Consider the following 19,122-nt stretch of genomic DNA (forward strand, 5'->3'; position numbering starts at 1 on the left):
CAGGTGATGGCGGGTGACCACGGGTATCACCACTCAACAACGGCACAAGATCCACGACCCGCGGGTTCAGGGTTCGAGCCCCTGGCGGCCCACCAAAGCCCCAGGTCACAGACCTGGGGCTGCAGTGTCTCAAGATCGCCGCTACACCTTTGCCGCACTTGACGTCCCGGACTCTCCGACCGGCAGCAGCCCTGACGCGGTGGACCGGAGGGGCGGATCAACTCTCGCCGTCCTCACTGATCTTGTCCATTGGTCGACTCACCGAAGACCCTTCGAAGCGCGTCGGCCACCCGCCGGTCGTTCTCGGAGCCCTGGTGGCCCCGGCCCGACGTGGTGTCGTTCGACTTCCTGGTGCACGTGCTGACCGGGACGAGTCGGCACGCCGGGTGTGCGGACGTCCTGCGCGAGTAGGTGGACGGCGAGGCCGGGGTGGGGTCGGAGGTCCTGGGCTGGTTGGGGAGGGACGCGGCTTTCCGGGAGGCCCTGCGAGCGGGTGGCCAGGGTGGCGTCCGGGCGGGGGCCTGCCGGTCCGGCGGGAGCGGCCGCGCGCGGCTAACGTGGGCCTGGTGCGCGTGGCTACCTGGAACGTGAACTCGGTCAAGCAGCGGGTGGCGCGGTTGTTGCCCTGGCTGGACGAGCGGCGGCCCGATGTGGTGTGCCTGCAGGAGTTGAAGCTCGCCGACGCGGCTTTCGACGAGTTGCTGGGCGCCGAGTTGGCCGTCAGGGGGTACGAGGCCGCGGTGCACGGGCAGCCCCGGTGGAACGGCGTGGCGATCCTCTCCCGGGTCGGGCTGGACGACGTGGTCAAGGGGCTCGCGGACGGGCCCGGGTTCCCCGACCAGGAGGCTCGCGCGGTGGCCGCCACGTGCGGTGGGGTGCGGGTGCACTCCGTCTACGTGCCCAACGGGCGCGAGGTCGGCTCCGACCACTACCACTACAAGCTGGAGTGGCTGAAGGCGCTGCGGGACGTGGTGGCGGGCGGCCCCGGGGACGTCATGGTGTGCGGGGACGTGAACATCGCCCCCGCCGACGCCGACGTGTACGACCCGGCCTCGTTCGAGGGCCACACGCACGTCACGGAGCCCGAGCGCGCGGCCCTGGCCGAGTTCCACGCCCTCGGCCTCCGGGACGTGGTGCGGGACCGGTGGCCCACCGAGCGGATCTTCACCTACTGGGACTACCGCGCCGCCATGTTCCAGCGCGACCTGGGCATGCGCATCGACCTGATCCTGGCCTCCGAGGCGGTGGCGGCGCGGGCGAAGGCCGCCTGGGTGGACCGGCAGGCGCGCAAGAGCGCGGGGGTGGCCGGGGCCAAGACCGCCGGGGCCAAGGCCGAGTCCGAAGTCGCGGAGGCCAAGGAGGCCAAGGAGGACAAGGCGGCCGAGCCCAAGGCCGTGGGGCCCAGCGACCACGCGCCCGTGCTCGTCGACCTCGACGAGGCGCCGGACGGCGACGTCGGGCCGGTCGTGCCGCCCCCCTCGGTCCGGCGCGGCGGCAAGTCGGTGCGGGTGCCCCGCTAGCCGGCGAGCTCGTCCGGCTCCAGGTCCTCGCTCCAGGACGGTTCGCGCTTCGGCGCGAGGGCCAGTGCGAGGCGCAGCACCGCGTCGCGCACGCCGGTGAGCCTGCGCACCCGGGCCAGGGCGTTGAGCCCCGACGACAGGGCCGCCAGGCGCCGCGTGGTGCGGCGGCGCCTCCGGTCGTACTCGCGCAGGCCCTCCTCGACCGGCACGGACGGGTCGGTCAGGCACTCGGCCAGCACGAGGCCGTCGATGATGGCCTGGCACGCGCCCTGGCCCAGGTCGGGCGTCATGGCGTGCGCCGCGTCGCCCAGGAGCGCCACCCGGCCGCTGACGTAGGACGGCAGCGGCGCCAGGCGCAGCAGGTCGTGCCGCAGCACGTCGCGCGCTTCGGCGAGCACCCGCGGGATCGGGTCGTGCCAGCCCTCGAACGCCGACAGGTCGACCGACGGCGGTGTCATCGCGTACCAGTTGGTGCGGCCGTCGGCCCGCGGGGTCAGGCCGAACTTCACGCCGCGGCCCCACGTCTCGCCGCCGGCCCCGACCGGCACGTCGACGGTGCCGCGCCAGCCGATCGCGCCGGACTTCAGCACCTTCGCGTCGAACAGGGCGTCGCGCACCCGGCTGTGCACGCCGTCCGCGCCGACCACCAGGTCGTGCCCGTCGCAGGAGCCCAGGTCGGCGGTCGTGCCGAAGCGGATCGCGCCCGGCGGCAGGGCGTCGGCCAGCACGCGCAGCAGCGCGGGCCTGGTGATCAGCCGCACGCCGCCGGCCGCCAGCGTGCCGAGGACCGCGCCGTCGGGCCTGCGCACCACCCCGTCCGGTTGCCGCCGACCGACCCGGCGGGCGGCGTCGCCCACGCCGAGCCGGTCGAGCGCGCCCAGCGCGGCGGGCCAGATGCCCAGGCCGGTGCCGGTCGCGGGCAGCTCCTCCGCCCGCTCGTGCACGACGACGCGCCACCCGGCCCGCCGCAACCCGATGGCCGCCGCCAAGCCGCCGACCCCGCCGCCGATCACCGCCGCGCTCCTCATGCCCGCCACCGTACTACAGCTGTAGTGATCAACACTACGGGTGTAGTGTCCGGAGCGATGACCAGGCAGCGACAGGTGCTCGACGCCGCGATCCGGGTGCTCGGCACGGGCGGGACGCGGCAGCTGACCCACCGGGCCGTGGACGCCGAGGCGGGCCTCCCGCAGGGCTCCACGTCCAACCACTTCCGCACCCGCGACGCCCTGGTGGCCGCCGTGCTCGGCCGGCTGCTGGAGCGGGAGACCGAGATCTGGGGCGCGCTGGCCCGCGACGTCGGCACGCCGGAGTCGTTCGCGCGGGCCGTGGGCGGGCTCGTCGCCGAACTGGCCGCCGAGCGGACGACCACGCTGGCCCGCCACGCGCTGTTCGTCGAGGTCGCCCAGCGCCCGGAGCTGCGCGGGCACGTCGACCGGGCGCAGCGCGAGATCGCGTCCTGGGCGCTGCCCCTGGTCGAGGCCCTGGGCTGCCCGGACCCGCCCGCGGACCTGGCCGTGCTGCTCGCCGCGGTCGACGGCCTGCTGTCGAACCAGCTCGCCAACCCGAACCCCGGCTTCGACCCCGAACGGGCGATCCGCGCGGTGCTGCGCGGGATCCTCGCCGGCGGACCGCGCCCGGACCCGATCACCTGACGCAGCGGGGCGACGCGAACGCGTTTCGTGATTTCCCCTTCGCCTCGGCCGTGACGTGGATAAAGTCGCGGCAAGGGGGGTGCATGGGGGAGTTCTTCACGACCGCGCTCGCGTTCCCGACCGCCATCCTCAGCGTGCTGCTCGTGGTGGTCGTCGCCTACTGGGTGCTGGTCGCGTTCGGCGCGGCCGAGGCGGACTGGGTCGAGCTGGACATCGGGGGCGTCCCCGCGACGGTCGGCCTGTCGCTGCTGGTCGCCTTCTCCTGGTTCGCGTGCCTCGCGGGCGCCGTGCTGCTGGAACCGGCCACCGGGCCGGGGTTCGCGGTGCTCGGCGGGGCGCTGGTCGTGGGCTCGGTGGGCGCGCGCCTGCTGATGCCGCTGCTCAAGCGGCTGTTCCCGACCGACCCGCCCGCGTCGCGCCTGGACTTCGTCGGCCGGCCCTGCGTGGTGCGCACCAGCCGGGTCACGCGGACCTTCGGCCAGGCCGAGGTGACCGCCGCGGACGGCTCGTCGGCCGTCGTCCAGGTGCGGCAGGCGGGCGACGACCCGCTGCCCGCGGGCGCGGCCGCGCTGATCTTCGACTACGACGCCGACGGCGAGTTCTTCTGGATCGCGCCCCTGTGGGACGGGCGCACACCGACACACCCGCGGGGGGAGTACTGATGGACGTCATCACCACCGGGTTCGGCATTCTCGTGGCCGTCATCCTGGTCGTCGTCGTCGCGCTGCTGATGCTGGTCAGCCGCCTGTTCCGGAAGGTCGAGCAGGGCAAGGCGCTCATCATCTCCAAGGTGCGCAAGGTGGACGTGACGTTCACCGGCGCCGTGGTCCTGCCCGTGCTGCACCGCGCCGAGATCATGGACATCTCGGTGAAGACCATCGAGATCAGGCGCGCCGGCCAGGAGGGCCTGATCTGCCGGGACAACATCCGCGCCGACATCCGCATCACGTTCTTCGTGCGGGTCAACAAGACCGTCGAGGACGTCATCAAGGTCGCCCAGGCCATCGGCACCGCCCGCGCCAGCGAGGCGACCACGCTCCAGGAGCTGTTCAACGCCAAGTTCTCCGAGGCGCTCAAGACCGTCGGCAAGCAGCTCGACTTCGTCGACCTCTACACCAAGCGCGACGAGTTCCGGGACCGGATCATCCAGGTCATCGGCACCGACCTCAACGGCTACAGCCTGGAGGACGCGGCGATCGACTACCTGGAGCAGACCCCGATGGGCCAGCTCAACCCGTCGAACATCCTGGACGCGCAGGGCATCCGCAAGATCACCGAGCTGACCGCGATCGAGCACGTGCGCACCAACGAGTACCAGCGGGGCGAGGAGAAGGAGATCACGCGCCAGAACGTCGAGGCGCGCGAGGCGATCCTGGAGCTGGAGCGCCGCCAGGCCGACGCGGAGATCAAGCAGAAGCGCGAGGTCGAGACCATGCGCGCCCGCGAGGAGGCCGAGATCTCCAAGGTGCAGGCCGAGGAGCGGCTCAAGGCCAACGCCGCCCACATCCGCACCGAGGAGCAGCTGGGCATCCAGCACGAGAACAAGGCCCGCGAGATCGCCGTGGCGGAGAAGAACCGCGAGCGCGTCATCGCCATCGAGACCGAGCGCATCGAGAAGGACCGCCAGCTCGAGGTCATCGGCCGGGAGCGGGAGACGGAGCTGACCCGGATCTCGGCCGACAAGGAGGTCGAGCACGAGAAGCGGGCCATCGCCGAGGTGGTGCGCGAGCGGATCGCGGTCGAGAAGACCGTGGCCGAGCAGGAGGAGAACATCAAGCGGCTGCGCGCGGTCGAGGAGGCCGAGCGGGAGCGGCAGTCGCTGGTCATCCGGGCCGAGGCCGAGGCGCAGGAGAACCTGGTCAAGGACATCAAGGCGGCCGAGGCCGCCGAGGAGGCCGCGAAGTTCAAGGCCCGCGAGGAGCTGCTGCTCGCCGAGGCGCGCCAGCAGGCCGCCGAGCTGGACACCCGGGCCATGATCAGGCTCGCCGAGGGCAGGCAGGCCGAGGCGGCGGCGGGCGGCCTGGCCGACGTGCAGGTGCGCGAGCGCGACGCCGAGGCGATCGAGAAGGTCGGCCGCGCCGAGGCCGTGGTGGAGCGGGAGAAGGCCCTGGTGGTCGCGGAGGCGATCCGCGAGAAGCTCAAGGGCGAGGCGGAGGGCCTGGCGGACAAGGCGAACGCCATGGCCGCGCTGGACGAGGTCACCCGCGGGCACGAGGAGTACCGGCTGCGCCTGGAGACCGAGAAGGAGGTCCGGCTGGCGGGCATCGACGTGCAGCGGCAGGTCGCCGAGGCGCAGGCGGTGGTGCTGGCCGCGGGCCTGGAGAAGGCCGACATCGACATCGTCGGCGGCGACGGCATGTTCTTCGACCGGCTCGTCGGCGCGATCACCGCGGGCAAGCAGCTCGACGGGTTCGTCGGGCACTCGGACGTGGCGCAGCGCCTGGCCGCGCCGTGGCTGGACGGCACGGCGAGCTTCACCGACGACATCGGCAGGCTGCTCGGCTCGCTGAGCACGGGTGACGTGAAGAACCTGACCGTGTCCGCGCTGCTGCTCAAGCTGATCAACTCGGGTGGTCCGGACGAGGGCAAGCTGCGCGAGCTGCTGGCCGCCGCGCAGCGCCTCGGCGTGGCCGAGCGGCCGGTCGCCTCGCTGTCGTGACCCTCGAAGCGGGCACCTACGAGGTGCTGCGGGCCCGGCTGGCCGAGCAGGCCGCCGGGCTCGCCCGCCGGGCCGAGGCGCTCAACGCCCGCCGGCTGGAGGTGTTCGGCAGCGCCGAGCTGGCGCTGCTGGGCACCGAGCGCATCCGCACCGAGCACAACTGCGTGCCGCGCGACGTCGTCTCCGTCTCTGTCGCCGACGGGCGAGGGTGCCAAGTGGCCGGGCTCATGCTCTTCGGCTACAACGTGTTCATCGGCCTGAAGCCGGAGACCTCGGTCGACGACGTGTTCTCGCTGCACCGCTTCACGCGCGACGGCGACGGGTTCCGCTTCACCGACGCGAGCCCCGACGAGCTGCCCGGCCTGCTCGACGACCCGCGGTTCCGGCGCGACTTCGCCGAGCTGTACCGGTACTACCGGGACACGCGGCTGCTCCAGCTCCGCCGCGTCGGGGACAGGCTGCTGGCGGTGTTCCAGACCGGCGCCCGCACCTCGGACACCAGGGTGCTGCGCTGGCGCGTCGGCCTGGACGGCTCCGTCGAGTACCTGGACAACCGGGGCGAGCGCGACCACGTGTTCCCGCCGTCGCACGACTTCGAGTGGACGCCGACCACGCGCGAGGACCACGTCCTCGGCCGCCACCCGCACATCTCGATCGGCGGCGAGGTGTTCGTCGAGACCGTCGGCGGCGACCTCACCATCAAGGTGGAGAACAACACCGAGACCGGCGAGGGCGTCTACACCGAGCCGGTGGACGAGCCGCTGCAGTCGCTGGCGGACGCCGACGTGCACCACGCGCGCGTGGGACCGCTGGTCCTGATGCGCATCCGCCCGTACAACGAGGCGGCGTGGCGGCACCTGGTGTTCAACACCCGCACCAAGACCGTGACCCGGCTGGACGGCATCGGCCAGGCGTGCCACCGGCTGCCCGAGGACCAGGGCCTGATCTTCCCCGGCGGCTACCACCTGGCCACGGGCGTCGGCAGGACGTTCGACACGGACGTGGACGAGCTGGAGTTCGAACGGGTCGTCCGCTCGCCCAACGGCGAGGACGTGCTGTACGTCTTCCACGCCCGCCGCGAGGGCCGCTCGCTGCTGCTGCCCTACAACGTCATCCGCAAGCAGGTGGCGAACCCGCTGCCGTGCCACGGGTTCTCGCTGTTCGACGACGGCACGCTGGTGGTCTTCCGGGCCTCCTCCGACGAGCCGACGCGCGTGCACCCGATGCAGGTGTGGCAGACGCCGTACCTGTCGGACGCCTACGCCGCCGCGCAGCCGGTCGGCACCGGGCCGCTGGAGCGCGTCGGCAACGCGGACCTGGTGCGCGGCGTCTCCGACTGCCTGTCGGTGAGCAGGCTGGTCGACGAGATGGGGCCGTCCGCGCCGGTGTTCGAGGACCTGATCGCCTCGTGCGCGCGGGTGCTCGACGCCTACCACTGGCTGGGCGACCCCGAGCTGGGCGACCTGCGCGAGCCGCTGGTGGAGGTGCGCGCCACCGCGGAGCGGGTGCTCGACGAGTTCGAGGCCGTGCGGGCGCTGACCGAGCAGGCCGCCGAGGCCGTGGCCGAGGCGGGGGAGCGGGTGGCGTCGCTGGTGCGCCGCAGCCGCGGCGAGGCGCCCGCCGGCGCCGACGCGTGGGTGCGGCGGCTGGCCGAGCTGCGCGGCGCCCAGGGCCGACTGGTCACGCTGAAGGAGGTCCGGTACGCGGACCTGGCGCGCATCGACGAGCTGGTCGGCGTGGTGGACGCCGAGCTGGCCTCGACGGCGCGGCGGGCGGTCGAGCACCTGCGCCGCGACGACGCGTTCGCCGAGCACCACGCCGAGGTGGAGGAGCTGGCCGCCCGCGCGGGCGCGATCACCACGGCGGCCGGCGCCGGGCCGCTCGTCGAGGAGCTGGCCGAGCGGCAGCGGGGCCTGGAGGTGCTGACCGAGGTCGTCGGCTCCCTGGACGTCGCGGACGCCACCGTGCGCACCTCGGTGCTGGAGCGCATCGGCGAGGTGCTGGCCGGGCTGAACCGGGCGCGGGCGGTGGCGGACGGGCGTCGGCGCGACCTGCTGGCCACCGAGGGGCGCGCCGAGTTCGCCGCGGAGTTCGCGCTGCTGGGGCAGGCCGTGACCGGGGCGCTGGCGGTCGCGGACACCCCGGAGGCGTGCGACGAGCAGCTGGGCAGGCTGCTGCTGCGGCTGGAGGACCTGGAGTCGAGGTTCGGCGAGTTCGACGACTTCCTGGCGCGGCTCGCCGGCAAGCGCGGGGACGTGCACGAGGCGTTCTCCGCGCGCCGGCAGGCGCTGCTGGACGAGCGGACCCGGCGCGCCGACCGGCTGTTCGCCGCCGCGGAGCGGGTCCTGGCGAGCGTGGCCGGGCGGGTGGCGTCGCTGGGGTCGCTGGACGAGGTCAACACCTACTTCGCGAGCGACCCGATGGTGGCGCGGGTCCGGTCGGTGGCGGACGAGCTGCGCGCGCTGGGCGAGCAGGTGCGGGCCGAGGAGCTGGACGGCCGGGTGCTGGCCGCGCGGCAGGAGGCCGGGCGGGCGCTGCGGGACCGGCGGGAGCTGTTCGACGGCGACGCGATCCGGCTGGGCGGGCACCGGTTCGCGGTGAACCCGCGCCCCCTGGACCTCACGCTGGTGCCCCGGGACGGCGAACCGGTGTTCGCGATCACCGGCACGGACTACCGCGCCCCCGTGCGCGACCCGGCGTTCGCCGCGACGCGGCCGTTCTGGGACCAGCCGCTGGTGTCCGAGACCGACGAGGTGTACCGGGCGGAGCACCTGGCGGCGTCGGTCCTGGCCGGGCACCCGCTGGACGAGCTGCGCGCGGCGGCGGCCGGCGGCCGGCTGGCCGACCTGGTGCGGCGGGTCGCCGAGTCGCGGCTGGACGAGGGGTACGAGCGGGGCGTGCACGACCACGACGCCGCGCTGGTGCTGGACGCGGTGCTGCGCCTGCACGCCGGTGCGGGCGTGCTGCGGTACCCGTCGGCCGCGCGGGCGGCGGCGCAGCTGTTCTGGGCCGCGGCGGACGAGGGGCGCCGGGCGCAGGTGCGGCGGCGGGCCGCGTCGCTGGGCCGGGCGCGGGCGGTGTTCGGGCACACCGCGGCCATCGACGAGCTGTGCGCGGAGCTGTCCGCGGCGGCGGGCCACCCGGTGGCGGGCGAGTACCTGTTCGAGGAGCTGTGCGGCTCGCAGCCCGGGTTCGCCGCGAGCGCGGGCGCGCGGGCGCTGGTGGAGGCGTTCCACCGGGCGCTGGCCGGCCGCGAGGCCGACTTCGACGAGGACCTGCGCGCGCTGCCGGACCCCGCGGTGCGGCGGCGGCTGGTGGAGGGCTGGTACGAGGCGTTCCTCGGCGGCCGGGAGGACCCGGACCTGCCCGAGGCGGTGGCGCTGGAGCTGTGCCGGGACCTGCCGCGCCACCCGTCGTCCGCCCAGCTCACCACCACCGTGGAGGGGCTGCTCGGCACGCACCCGCGGGTCGTGGACCGGTCGCTGGAGTTCCGGTTGGACGAGCTGCTGGCCCGGACGCGCGAGTTCCGGGAGCGGCGCGTGCCCGCGTTCCGGGAGTACCAGCGGCTGCGCGACTCGGTGGTGGCCGCCGAGCGGGACCGGCTGCGGCTGGACGAGTACCGGCCGCGGGTCATGGGCGCGTTCGTGCGCAACCGGCTGATCGACGAGGTGTACCTGCCGCTGATCGGCGACAACCTGGCCAAGCAGCTCGGCGCGTCGGGCGGGGGCAAGCGCGTCGACCAGATGGGCCTGCTGCTGCTGACCTCACCGCCCGGCTACGGCAAGACGACGCTGATGGAGTACGTGGCCAACCGGCTGGGGCTGCTGTTCGTCAAGGTCAACGGCCCGGCGCTGGGGCACGGGGTGACGTCGGTCGACCCGGCGGACGCGCCGAACGCCACCGCGCGGCAGGAGGTCGAGAAGATCTCCTTCGCGCTGGAGGCGGGCAACAACGTGCTGCTGTACCTGGACGACATCCAGCACACGTCGCCGGAGCTGCTGCAGAAGTTCATCTCGCTGTGCGACGCGCAGCGGCGGATGGAGGGCGTGTGGGAGGGGCGCACGCGGACGTACGACCTGCGGGGCAAGCGGTTCGCGGTGTGCATGGCGGGCAACCCGTACACCGGGTCGGGGCAGCGGTTCCGGGTGCCGGACATGCTGGCCAACCGGGCGGACGCGTGGAACTTGGGCGACGTGCTGTCGGGCCGCGAGGACCTGTTCGCGCTGAGCTACGTGGAGAACGCGCTCACGTCGAACCCGGTGCTGGCGCCGCTGTCGACGCGCGACCGGGGCGACGTGGAGCTGCTGGTCCGCCTGGCGCGGGGCGAGGACGTGCGGGCCGACCGGCTGGCGCACCCGTACCGGCCGGTGGAGCTGGAGCAGGTGCTGTCGGTGCTGCGGAAGCTGGTGCGGGCGCAGGAGGTCGTGCTGGCGGTCAACCGGGCGTACATCGCGTCGGCGGCGCGGTCCGACGACTCGCGCACCGAGCCGCCGTTCCTGCTCCAGGGCTCCTACCGGGACATGAACAAGCTGGCCGAGAAGATCGTGCCGGTGATGAACGACGCCGAGCTGTCGGCGCTGATCGACGACCACTACCTGGCCGAGGCCCAGACCCTGGCCGGCGCGGCGGAGGCCAACCTGCTGAAGCTGGCCGAGCTGCGCGGCGCCCTGACCCCGGAGCGGGCCGCCCGCTGGGCGGAGGTCAAGGCCGCCTACCGGCGCACCCTGTCCCTGGGCACCGCCGAGGACGACCCGACCACGCGCACCGTGAACGCGATCGCCCACCTCACCGACCGCCTGACCGAGGCCCTGTCCCACCGAACCCCCTGACCCCGGCGCGAGTCGTACGTCCAGGCCCACCGTGTCGTACGTCCGGGACCCCCGAGTTCAGCGCTCGTGACGGACGCGAACGTGCCACTCGGGGGTCTTGGGCGTACGACTCGCGGGTTCCGGGCGTACGACTCGCGCGTGCTGGGCGTACGACTCGCCGGTCACGGGGGTACGACTCGCGGGGTCTGGGCGTACGACTCGCGGGGTCAGGGGTGGGGGCGGCAGAGGTGGGGGTCGTGGTTCGGGGGGTGGTGGTGGCCGGGGGCCGCGACGTCGAGGAGGCCGCGGTCGCGCAGCCACTCGCAGTAGCGCCGGAGGTGGTCCGGGGCCGGGGCGGGGGCGCAGGCCCGGTTCGGGGAGGGCCGGTGGCCGCAGTCGGGGCGGCCGCGCGGTGGGGCCGGTGGGTGTGACGGGGGTGGTGACGGGGTGGTGGTGGTGGTGGTGGTGGTGGTCGCCTGGATCGGGGGCGCCGGGCGCGGGGCGGGCGGCGCGATCACCTCGACGGCGGTGGAGGTGCGCTGCGCCGCCACGGTCGTGGTGTAGGTGGCGCTGAGCACCTCGGGGTGGACCGGGCTGAGGTCGACCCGCCGCACGTCCACCGGTCGGGGTTCGAGCGACAGCACCATGACCGTCACCGCACCGGTCGCCAGCACGAGCGCGGCGCCGGCGAAGGCGACCCGTCTGCCACTGCTCATCCCAGCACCCGACCCCACGCTCCACGGTGTCACGTGGAATCGCCCGCGCGCCCGAAGTCGTTACGCCGCAGCCCGTTCGGGCACGTGAAGATGACCCGGACGTGGACCCGCGACCACCGTCCGTGCCACGATCGGGCGCATGGACGTCGGACTCCTGGGCCCCGGCACCGTGACCTGGCAGCTCCACGCCGACCCCGCGATGTGGGTGGCCGGCATCGCGAGCCTCCACCTCCAGTCCCTGCACCCCCGGGCGGTCGCCGGCGTGGTGCAGAACTCCGACTTCCGGCGCGACCCGCTCGGCCGCCTGCGCCGCACCGCGAGCTTCGTCGGCACGGTCAGCTACGGCTCGACCGAGCAGGTCCGCGCGGCGGCGGCCCGGGTCCGCGGGGTGCACCGCGCCCTGCGCGCCACCGACGCCTCGGGCCGCGCGTTCCGCGTGGACGACCCGGAACTGCTGCTGTGGGTGCACTGCGCGGAGGTGCACTCCTTCGCCACGGTCGTGCGCCGCGCCGGCTACCGGCTCACCGACGCCCAGGTCGACCGCTACTACGACGAGCAGCGCCGCGCCGCCGCCCTGGTCGGCCTGCACGAGGACGAGGTGCCCGGCAGCGCCCGCGCGATGGCCGACTACTTCGCGGACGTGCTGCCCCGGTTGCGGCGCACCGAGGACTCCGAGGTCGTGCACCGGTTCCTGCTGCGCCCGCCGCTCACCGGCCCGCTGCGCCTCGGCCTCGGCGCCTACGAGCCGCTGCTGGGCCGGCTCGCGTACTCGTTGCTGCCGCCGTGGGCCGTCGCGCTGCACGGCCACCGCCCGTACCCCGAGCAGGTCGCGACCTCGCTGCTGCGCGCGATCCGCGCCACCGCCCTGCTGGTGCCCGCCCCGATCCGGTGGAGCGTGCCCGAGGGCCACGTGAACGCGGCCGTCCGCCGCCTCGGCCGCGCCGCCGCGCCGAGTCGCGCGCTGCTGCCGTCATAGGGATCACACATGGCCCCGACGTCGAAAGACGTGGTGGTTCGGACCACTGCGACCTTCGTCGCATAAGCCGTCTCAATCGGTTTGCTTAGCATTGGCACGTGCCGGTGCGACGACCCGCGCCGCGCGCGAGCGTCCCCGACCACCCGAGAGGTACGCAGCTGATGCTGTTCCGACGACTGCTGCCCGCGACCGCGCTGGCGGCGGCCCTGGCCCTCGGCGCCGCCTGCGGCGGCCCGAGCGAGAACACCCTGGCGGGCAAGGCCGAGGACGGCACCCTCACCGTCGGGATCCGGTTCGACCAGCCCGGCCTGGCCCAGCGCCGCCTCGACGGCAAGTACGTCGGCTTCGACGTCGACGTCGCCAAGTACATCGCGAACCGGCTCGGCGTGGAGGAGTCCGGCATCACCTGGCGGGAGGCGCGTTCGGCCGACCGGGAGCGCCTGCTCGCCGAGGGCCAGGTGGACTTCGTCGTGGCCACCTACTCGATCACCGACAAGCGCAAGGAGCAGGTGACCTTCGCGGGTCCGTACTTCCAGACCGGCCAGGGCGTGCTGGTCCGCTTCACCGACACCGACATCACCGGCCCGGAGACGCTCAACGGCAAGAAGCTGTGCTCGGTGTCCGGCTCGACGTCGGCGCAGAAGGTGAAGGACGAGTTCGCGCAGGACGTGGAGCTGGTCGAGTACGGCCAGTACTCCGACTGCGTCACCGCGCTGCTCGCCGGCAACGTGGACGCGGTCACCACCGACGAGGTGATCCTCGCAGGCTACGTGGCCGAGAACCCGGAGCTGCTCAAGGTCGTCGGCGACACGTTCACCACCGAGCGGTACGGCGTCGGCCTGGCCAAGGAGGACCTGGAGGGCCGGGCGGCGGTCAACGCGGCCATCGAGGAGATGATCGGTTCCGGCGAGTGGCGGGCCGCCCTGGAGCGCAACATCGGCCAGTCGGAGCTGGAGCTGCCGGAGCCACCCCAGGTGACCGAGAAGTAACCCTTCGGTTGACCTCCGCCATCCTGGTGGTAGTGCTGGGGCATGGCCTACCGATACGCTCGGTGGTGCAGGCCGTGGTTTCTGTGTTCGTGTCTCACGCTCGCGGAACGACACGCGGGCGTGCCGCCCCCCGCTACGGGTAGCGGGGGAAGCGCCCGGGACGGCCGGGGCTGCACGGTGCAGCCCCAAGCATCCCTGCGATGGAGGCAGGTACATGGCACTGGGCACGGTCAAGTGGTTCAACGCCGAGAAGGGCTTCGGCTTCATCGCCCAGGAGAACGGCGGACCCGACGTCTTCGTCCACTACTCGGAGATCCAGGGCGCGGGCTTCCGGACCCTGGAGGAGAACCAGCGGGTCGAGTTCGAGATCGGCCAGGGCACCAAGGGCCCGCAAGCCCAGAACGTGCGCAAGGTCTGATCTTCCCAGCGTGGCGCGGGCCCCCGACCGGTGACGGTCGGGGGCCCGTGTCGTCGTGGCGCGGGTGCGGTCCCCGCGTGGTGGGCGGTCTAGTAGCCGCGCTGGCGGGCTTCCCACTCCAGCCGCTGCATGACCCACTCGGTGGCCAGCGCCTGCGGGGAGGTCTGCCGCTCGGCGGCCAGTTCCTTCAGCTGCTCGTTCGCCATCAGCTGGAGGCGGAGCTGGTAGACCTGCGCGTTGCCGAAGCTGGTCCCGGCGGTGGTCTCCGGGTCGGCGGTTTCGGGGGCCAGCGCCGCGAGGTAGGTCTGGAGCTCCTCGTCCGGCACGAGCTCGTCCTGTTCGCGCTGCGGCGGGCGGTGACGGCCCGACTTGCGTCCAAGGGATCCAAGAGGCACGGCGCCACGATAACGGTTGGATTGCGGAGGGGCGCGAACTGTGGCGTGGGTCACAGATGTGTGCATGGAGAGGCCCCCGCGCCAGGGGGAGGAACGCGGGGGCCGGAGGGGATCTCCACAGGCGCTGACCGGGGGTGTGTCAGCAAAACGGATTGTTGCACGCGCACGTGCGACTGGGGAGTGGGTTGGGCCGAAATTTCAGCTGACCGATGCCTTGAACCCGCGCAGGCGCAGGCTGTTGGTGACCACGAACAGGCTCGAGAAGGCCATCGCCGCGCCCGCGAGCATGGGGTTGAGCAATCCGAGCGCCGCGAGCGGCAAACCCGCAACGTTGTAGGCGAACGCCCAGAAAAGATTTCCCTTCACGGTGCGCAGGGTCCGGCGGGCCAGCCGGATGGCGTCCACCGCCACCCTCAGGTCGCCGCGCACCAGCGTCAGGTCGCCCGCCTCGATCGCCGCGTCCGTGCCGGTGCCCACCGCCAGCCCCAGGTCGGCCCGAGCCAGCGCCGGCGCGTCGTTCACGCCGTCGCCGATCACCGCGACCACGCGCCCCGACGCCTGCAGCCGCTCGACCACGTCCACCTTGTCCGCCGGCAGGACGCCCGCGACGACCTCGTCCACGCCGACCTCCGCGGCCACCGCGCGGGCCACCACCTCGTGGTCGCCGGTCACCAGGACCGGCTCCAGGCCCAGCGCGCGCAGCCCGCGCACCGCCTCGGCACTGGTCGGCTTCACCCGATCGGTGACCGCCAGCAGGCCCAGCGGCCGGCCGTCGACCGCGACGGCGACCACCGTGCGGCCCAGCCCCCGCCACTCCCGCACCGTCGCCGCCAGGTCGTCGGGCAGCTCCACGCGCTCGGGCCGGCCCGCGGTCACCACGCGCCCGTCCAGCACGGCGGTGACACCGACGCCCTCGTGGTTGGCGAAGCCGGTCACCGCGGGCAGCTCGCCCACCTCGGCGCCCGCCGCGCGGACCACGGCGGCGGCGACCGGGTGCTCCGAGGGGTGCTCGACCGCGCCCGCGACGCGGAGCAGCTCCGCCCGGGTCGCGCCCGCCGCCGGCGCCGCGTCGACCAGGTCCAGCCTGCCGGTGGTGACCGTGCCGGTCTTGTCCAGCACCACCGTGTCCACCCGGCGGGTCGACTCCAGCACCTCCGGCCCCTTGACCAGGATGCCCAGCTGCGCGCCCCGGCCCGTGCCGACCAGCAGCGCCGTCGGCGTGGCCAGGCCCAGCGCGCACGGGCACGCGATCACCAGCACCGACACCGCCGCGGTGACCGCGAACTCCACCGGCCGGCCCGCCAGCAGCCACCCGGCCAGGGTCAGCAGCGCGATGCCCAGCACCACCGGCACGAACACCGCCGACACCCGGTCCGCCAGCCGCTGCGCCTCGGCCTTGCCCGACTGCGCCCGCTCCACCAGCGCGGCCATCCGCGCCAGCTGCGTGTCCCGGCCGACCCGCGTGGCCTCGACCACCAGCCTGCCGCCCGCGTTCACCGTGCCGCCGACCACCTGGTCGCCGGGGCCGACCTCCTCCGGCGTCGACTCGCCGGTCACCGCGGACCGGTCCACCGCCGACGAGCCCTCGACCACCGCGCCGTCCGTGGCGATCCGCTCGCCGGGGCGCACCACGAACCGCTGCCCCACCCGCAGCGCCGAGACCGGCACCCGCCGCTCCGCGCCGCCCTCCAGGACGGCCACGTCCTTCGCGCCCAGCGTCAGCAGCGCCCTGAGCGCCGCGCCCGCCCGCCGCTTGGCCCGCGCCTCCAGCCACCGGCCGAGCAGCAGGAACACGGTGACGCCGACCGCCACCTCCAGGTAGATGTCACCCGTCGAGGACGGGCGCGGCACCAGGCTGAACCCGTGCCGCATCCCCAGCTCGCCCGCCCCGCCGAACACCAGCGCGTACACCGACCACAGGTAGGCGACGACCACGCCCATCGACACCAGCGTGTCCATGCTGCTCGCGCCGTGCCGGGCGTTCACCGCGGCGGCCCGGTGGAACGGCCACCCGCACACCCACACGACCACGCTCGCCAGCGCCAGCGAGAACCACTGCCAGGCCGGGAACTGCCAGGCCGGGACCATCGCCAGCACCACGACCGGCGCACCGAGGGACGCGGCCACGCCGACCCGCAGGCGCAGGTCCGCGGCCTGGTCGTCCTCCCGGTGCCCGGGCTCGGGCTCGGGCCGCGGCGCGCTCGCCCCGTACCCGGCGGCCCGCACCGCGGAGACCAGGTCCTCCACCTCCACGCCGGCCGGGTACTCGACGCTCGCCCTCTCGGTCGCGTAGTTGACCGAGGCGGTGACCCCGTCCAGCTTGTTGAGCTTGCGCTCGACCCGGTTCGCGCACGAGGCGCACGTCATGCCCGTGATGTCCAGCTCGACGCGGCGCCCGGTCTCCGTGGTGGTCACGCCAGCTGGTACCCGGCCTCGGCGACGGCGGCCTCGACCTCGTCGCGGGACAGCTCGCGCGTGCTGGTCACGGTGACCGCGCCGCTGTCGAGCCGCACGTCCACGCCGGTGACGCCCTCGACCCCGGTCAGCTCCTCGGTCACCGAGCTGACGCAGTGCCCGCAGGTCATGCCGGTGACGGTGTAGGTGTTGGTGACGGACATGTGCCCCTCATTCCTCTCGGCTTGTACCGTGAGGATACCCCTAGGGGGTAGGAGTGTCGTCGCCCGGGGGCTCCAGTTGCGTGATCTCCCCCTCGAGGCGCTGCACCAGTTCCTCCAGGCCCGCGAGCATGCCGTCCAGCTCGCTCATCTTCTCCGTCATCAGGCGGTCGATGTCCGCCTCGATGGAGGCCAGGGAGAGGGTGCCGAGCAGGTCCTGGGGGTCGCCGGCGGCCTGGGCGGACGGCGGGGCGTCGCCCCCTTCGCCCGCTCGACCCGTTGCGTCGGCGGCTGTCGGGTCCGCGGCTGTCGGGTCTGCACCTGTCGGGTTCGCGCCCGCCGGGTCTGCGGCTGTCGGGTTCGCGCCTGCCGGGTTCGCGTCGGCGCCTGCCGGGTCCGCGTCGGCGCCGGCCGGGTCCGCCGGTGCCGCGGGGTCCGCGAGGTCCGTCGGGGGCTGCTCGACGGGCGCGGCCTGCCGGGCGCCGGTCGTGCCCGGCGGCGGTCCGGCGGCGTCGGGCACGGGCGCGGCGCTCGGCTGTTCGGCGGGCCGCTGTTCCGCCGCGCGCCCGCCTGCGGCCGGCGGTGTCCCCGCTGCTGCATCCGCCAACGCCCGCTCCGGTACCGGTTCGGTCATGGGATTCACCCTCCTCGTTCGCGTCAAGCACATCACGCGGCGCTTGACACCAAGTGGCCTACACGGAAAGTGACGCTGCGTCGTAGTGGAATCACTCTGCGGGGGGCTGCGGCGGTTCGGGAGGCTCGCTTAGCCTCGCGCCAACCTCAAGTCGGGGAGGCGTCATGAGCGGGTCCCTAGAAGTTCGTCAGTTCCTGTGGAACCAGGACGACACCATGTCCAGGCCGGGCGGCGGTGGGGTGCCCGCCCAGCGGACCGGTGAACCGTCGCGGATCTCGGACGACCAGGTGCACCGGGCGCGGCTGTCGGTCGCGCGGGGTGCCACCAGTGCCGAGGACTGCCGGTTGCTGCTCGACATGCTCGGGCTGTCACCGGGTGAGGACGGGGGTCCGCCGCCCGTTCAGCGCTAGGACGCCCGGTCGGCCCGGTCGGAGCCCGCGATCGCGCGGGCGACGGCCGGGCCGCCGCGGCGCGCGGGGGTTTCCGCGGTGCCTCGCGGGTGAATTCGCGCAGGTCAACGCAGAAGTGACCCCCCGTTTTGGAAGTATGGACCTCCGTGCCCTATGCTTACGATGCTTCCACCGGACAGCGTGGAGGGCCTGGGAAGAAGGTGGCCCAAGGGCTGCTGGAGGAACTGGTCCCCATCGTCTAGCGGCCTAGGACCCCGCCCTTTCAAGGCGGTAGCGCGGGTTCGAATCCCGTTGGGGGCACGTAGTACAGTAAGACCGGCAAGACAACGCAGTACAGCAAGGCCCAGTGGCGCAGTTGGTTAGCGCGTCGCCCTGTCACGGCGAAGGTCGCGGGTTCAAGTCCCGTCTGGGTCGCAAAGCAGTTCGGCTATCGGCCGGGCCGCTACCTGGCCAGGTAGCTCAGTTGGTACGAGCGACCGCCTGAAAAGCGGTAGGTCGGCGGTTCGACCCCGCCCCTGGCCACCACGCTCGAAGAAAGCCCCTCGCAGATCCGCGAGGGGCTTTCTTCATTTGTCGTCCTAGAATGCGACGACCGCGAGGGCTTGGTCGTCGTGCACTTTCGGACGCCGCCACGCGGTGCGATTCGGATCACCCGCCTCGGCCGCGCGAATGGCGTCCAGGACGGCTTCCGCGCCTTTTTCCCGCGTGATCTCCACCACGTCCGGCCAGGTGAACAGGTCGTAGTCGTCGACCCCGCACGAGACGCCGTCGGTCGCCACGAGGGCGGCGCGCACCCCGTGCCGCGGCCAGCTCCGCCGCACCGCCCGGTGCGCGGCCGCCGGGTCGGCCTCGGCGACCCACCAGCCGTGCTCGCGGTTGCGCCAGTCGGTGATCCGGTCGACCTTCCCGCGCAGGTCGCGCAGCCGGGTGTCGGCGAGCACGTCGAACCCGCGGTCGGTGAACACCACGACCGGGCTGTCCGCCAGCACCAGCGCGTCCACGGACGTGTCGGTCCACCGCAGGATCGCGACCGTGCTGGACGGCGAGTCGCCGGGGGTGAGGCCGTGGACGCGCGCGAGGCGTTCGATCGCCCGCGCGAGGGCGTCCGCCAGGTCGGCCGGGTGCGCGGCCAGTTCGGCGGCCAGCTCCGCGGCGAGGTGCCGGGAGTGCCAGCCGCCGTCGCGCTCGCGGGGGGTCGGGGAGGTGGCGCCGTCGAGCAGCGCCACGGCGTCGGGGAGGACGACGACCCGGTCCTCGGTGGGGCGGGGCAGGCCGTCCAGGCCGACCCCGGCGCGTTCGGCGGTGGTGATCTCCGGCATCGGTGACC

Annotated in this window: 17 protein-coding genes and 3 tRNA genes; 13 read left to right on the top strand and 7 right to left on the bottom strand. The window is 73.7% G+C overall.

All coding sequences use genetic code 11. The features are described from left to right. Positions 1-249 precede the first annotated feature (249 nt). Entirely contained in the window at positions 250-411 is a 162-nt protein-coding gene (locus tag ACFV4N_RS03060; protein WP_499670822.1) for a hypothetical protein, read from the top strand. A 146-nt stretch (positions 412-557) separates the two neighbouring features. After that, positions 558-1,520 carry an exodeoxyribonuclease III gene (locus ACFV4N_RS03065; protein ID WP_499670823.1) on the top strand — a complete coding sequence of 321 codons (963 nt, stop codon included), beginning with the start codon at positions 558-560 and terminating at the stop codon, positions 1,518-1,520. On the opposite strand, the gene ACFV4N_RS03070 is transcribed toward ACFV4N_RS03065, so the two are convergent. Then, a complete protein-coding gene (locus ACFV4N_RS03070) occupies positions 1,517-2,548 on the bottom strand; it encodes an FAD-dependent monooxygenase (RefSeq protein ID WP_499670824.1) in 1,032 nt (343 codons plus the stop codon). The two genes, ACFV4N_RS03065 and ACFV4N_RS03070, sit on opposite strands and share 4 nt — an antisense overlap. A 57-nt stretch (positions 2,549-2,605) precedes the next feature. Here ACFV4N_RS03070 and ACFV4N_RS03075 point away from each other — a divergent pair, with 57 nt between their 5' ends. From ACFV4N_RS03075 to ACFV4N_RS03090, 4 genes are all read left to right on the top strand, one after another. Beyond that, complete coding sequence (locus ACFV4N_RS03075) at positions 2,606-3,175, top strand: TetR/AcrR family transcriptional regulator (RefSeq protein ID WP_499670825.1); 570 nt, start codon at positions 2,606-2,608, stop codon at positions 3,173-3,175. Between the two features lie 83 nt (positions 3,176-3,258). Next, positions 3,259-3,837: a hypothetical protein gene (locus ACFV4N_RS03080; RefSeq protein ID WP_499670826.1), complete on the top strand. Its 579-nt coding sequence runs from the start codon at positions 3,259-3,261 to the stop codon at positions 3,835-3,837. Continuing rightward, positions 3,837-5,834 (top strand): flotillin family protein, encoded by a 1,998-nt coding sequence (locus ACFV4N_RS03085; protein WP_499670827.1) that lies wholly within the window; start codon positions 3,837-3,839, stop codon positions 5,832-5,834. Before ACFV4N_RS03080 ends, ACFV4N_RS03085 begins: the two co-directional genes overlap by 1 nt. Then, a complete protein-coding gene (locus ACFV4N_RS03090) occupies positions 5,831-10,663 on the top strand; it encodes a DNA repair ATPase (RefSeq protein WP_499670828.1) in 4,833 nt (1,610 codons plus the stop codon). Before ACFV4N_RS03085 ends, ACFV4N_RS03090 begins: the two co-directional genes overlap by 4 nt. Positions 10,664-10,869: 206 nt before the next feature. Here ACFV4N_RS03090 and ACFV4N_RS03095 read toward each other — a convergent pair whose 3' ends face one another. Continuing rightward, positions 10,870-11,358 carry a hypothetical protein gene (locus ACFV4N_RS03095; RefSeq protein WP_499670829.1) on the bottom strand — a complete coding sequence of 163 codons (489 nt, stop codon included), beginning with the start codon at positions 11,356-11,358 and terminating at the stop codon, positions 10,870-10,872. Between the two features lie 139 nt (positions 11,359-11,497). Between ACFV4N_RS03095 and ACFV4N_RS03100 the strand changes: the two genes are divergently transcribed. The 3 genes from ACFV4N_RS03100 (at position 11,498) to ACFV4N_RS03110 (ending at position 13,741) form a co-directional block, all read left to right on the top strand. After that, entirely contained in the window at positions 11,498-12,334 is an 837-nt protein-coding gene (locus tag ACFV4N_RS03100; protein WP_499670830.1) for an oxygenase MpaB family protein, read from the top strand. A 161-nt stretch (positions 12,335-12,495) separates the two neighbouring features. Then, positions 12,496-13,323: a glutamate ABC transporter substrate-binding protein gene (locus ACFV4N_RS03105; RefSeq protein WP_499670831.1), complete on the top strand. Its 828-nt coding sequence runs from the start codon at positions 12,496-12,498 to the stop codon at positions 13,321-13,323. A gap of 214 nt (positions 13,324-13,537) precedes the next feature. Further along, positions 13,538-13,741 carry a cold-shock protein gene (locus tag ACFV4N_RS03110; RefSeq protein ID WP_499670832.1) on the top strand — a complete coding sequence of 68 codons (204 nt, stop codon included), beginning with the start codon at positions 13,538-13,540 and terminating at the stop codon, positions 13,739-13,741. A gap of 89 nt (positions 13,742-13,830) precedes the next feature. Here the strand turns inward: ACFV4N_RS03110 and ACFV4N_RS03115 are convergent, their stop codons facing one another. The 4 genes from ACFV4N_RS03115 to ACFV4N_RS03130 form a co-directional block, all read right to left on the bottom strand. Beyond that, complete coding sequence (locus tag ACFV4N_RS03115; protein ID WP_499670833.1) at positions 13,831-14,067, bottom strand: hypothetical protein; 237 nt, start codon at positions 14,065-14,067, stop codon at positions 13,831-13,833. 267 nt (positions 14,068-14,334) lie between these two features. Next, a complete protein-coding gene (locus ACFV4N_RS03120; RefSeq protein ID WP_499670834.1) occupies positions 14,335-16,551 on the bottom strand; it encodes a heavy metal translocating P-type ATPase in 2,217 nt (738 codons plus the stop codon). Then, positions 16,548-16,754: a heavy-metal-associated domain-containing protein gene (locus ACFV4N_RS03125; protein WP_499670835.1), complete on the bottom strand. Its 207-nt coding sequence runs from the start codon at positions 16,752-16,754 to the stop codon at positions 16,548-16,550. Before ACFV4N_RS03125 ends, ACFV4N_RS03120 begins: the two co-directional genes overlap by 4 nt. A 40-nt stretch (positions 16,755-16,794) precedes the next feature. Beyond that, positions 16,795-17,385 (bottom strand): hypothetical protein, encoded by a 591-nt coding sequence (locus ACFV4N_RS03130; protein ID WP_499670836.1) that lies wholly within the window; start codon positions 17,383-17,385, stop codon positions 16,795-16,797. A 164-nt stretch (positions 17,386-17,549) separates the two neighbouring features. On the opposite strand from ACFV4N_RS03130, the gene ACFV4N_RS03135 reads away from it, so the two are divergent. The 4 genes from ACFV4N_RS03135 to ACFV4N_RS03150 all read left to right on the top strand — a co-directional run bounded on the left by ACFV4N_RS03135 (position 17,550) and on the right by ACFV4N_RS03150 (position 18,320). Then, on the top strand, positions 17,550-17,795 hold the full coding sequence (locus ACFV4N_RS03135; RefSeq protein WP_499670837.1) for a hypothetical protein: 246 nt from the start codon (positions 17,550-17,552) through the stop codon (positions 17,793-17,795). A 227-nt stretch (positions 17,796-18,022) separates the two neighbouring features. Further along, a tRNA-Glu gene (locus tag ACFV4N_RS03140) sits at positions 18,023-18,095 on the top strand. 40 nt (positions 18,096-18,135) lie between these two features. Beyond that, positions 18,136-18,209 (top strand) — tRNA-Asp (locus ACFV4N_RS03145). A gap of 34 nt (positions 18,210-18,243) precedes the next feature. After that, a tRNA-Phe gene (locus tag ACFV4N_RS03150) sits at positions 18,244-18,320 on the top strand. 53 nt (positions 18,321-18,373) lie between these two features. Here the strand turns inward: ACFV4N_RS03150 and ACFV4N_RS03155 are convergent. Next, a complete protein-coding gene (locus ACFV4N_RS03155) occupies positions 18,374-19,114 on the bottom strand; it encodes a protein phosphatase 2C domain-containing protein (RefSeq protein WP_499670838.1) in 741 nt (246 codons plus the stop codon). Between the last annotated feature and the right edge of the window lie 8 nt (positions 19,115-19,122).

The organism is Actinosynnema sp. NPDC059797, from assembly GCF_042732085.1.
In the GTDB taxonomy this organism is placed as follows: Bacteria; Actinomycetota; Actinomycetes; order Mycobacteriales; family Pseudonocardiaceae; genus Actinosynnema.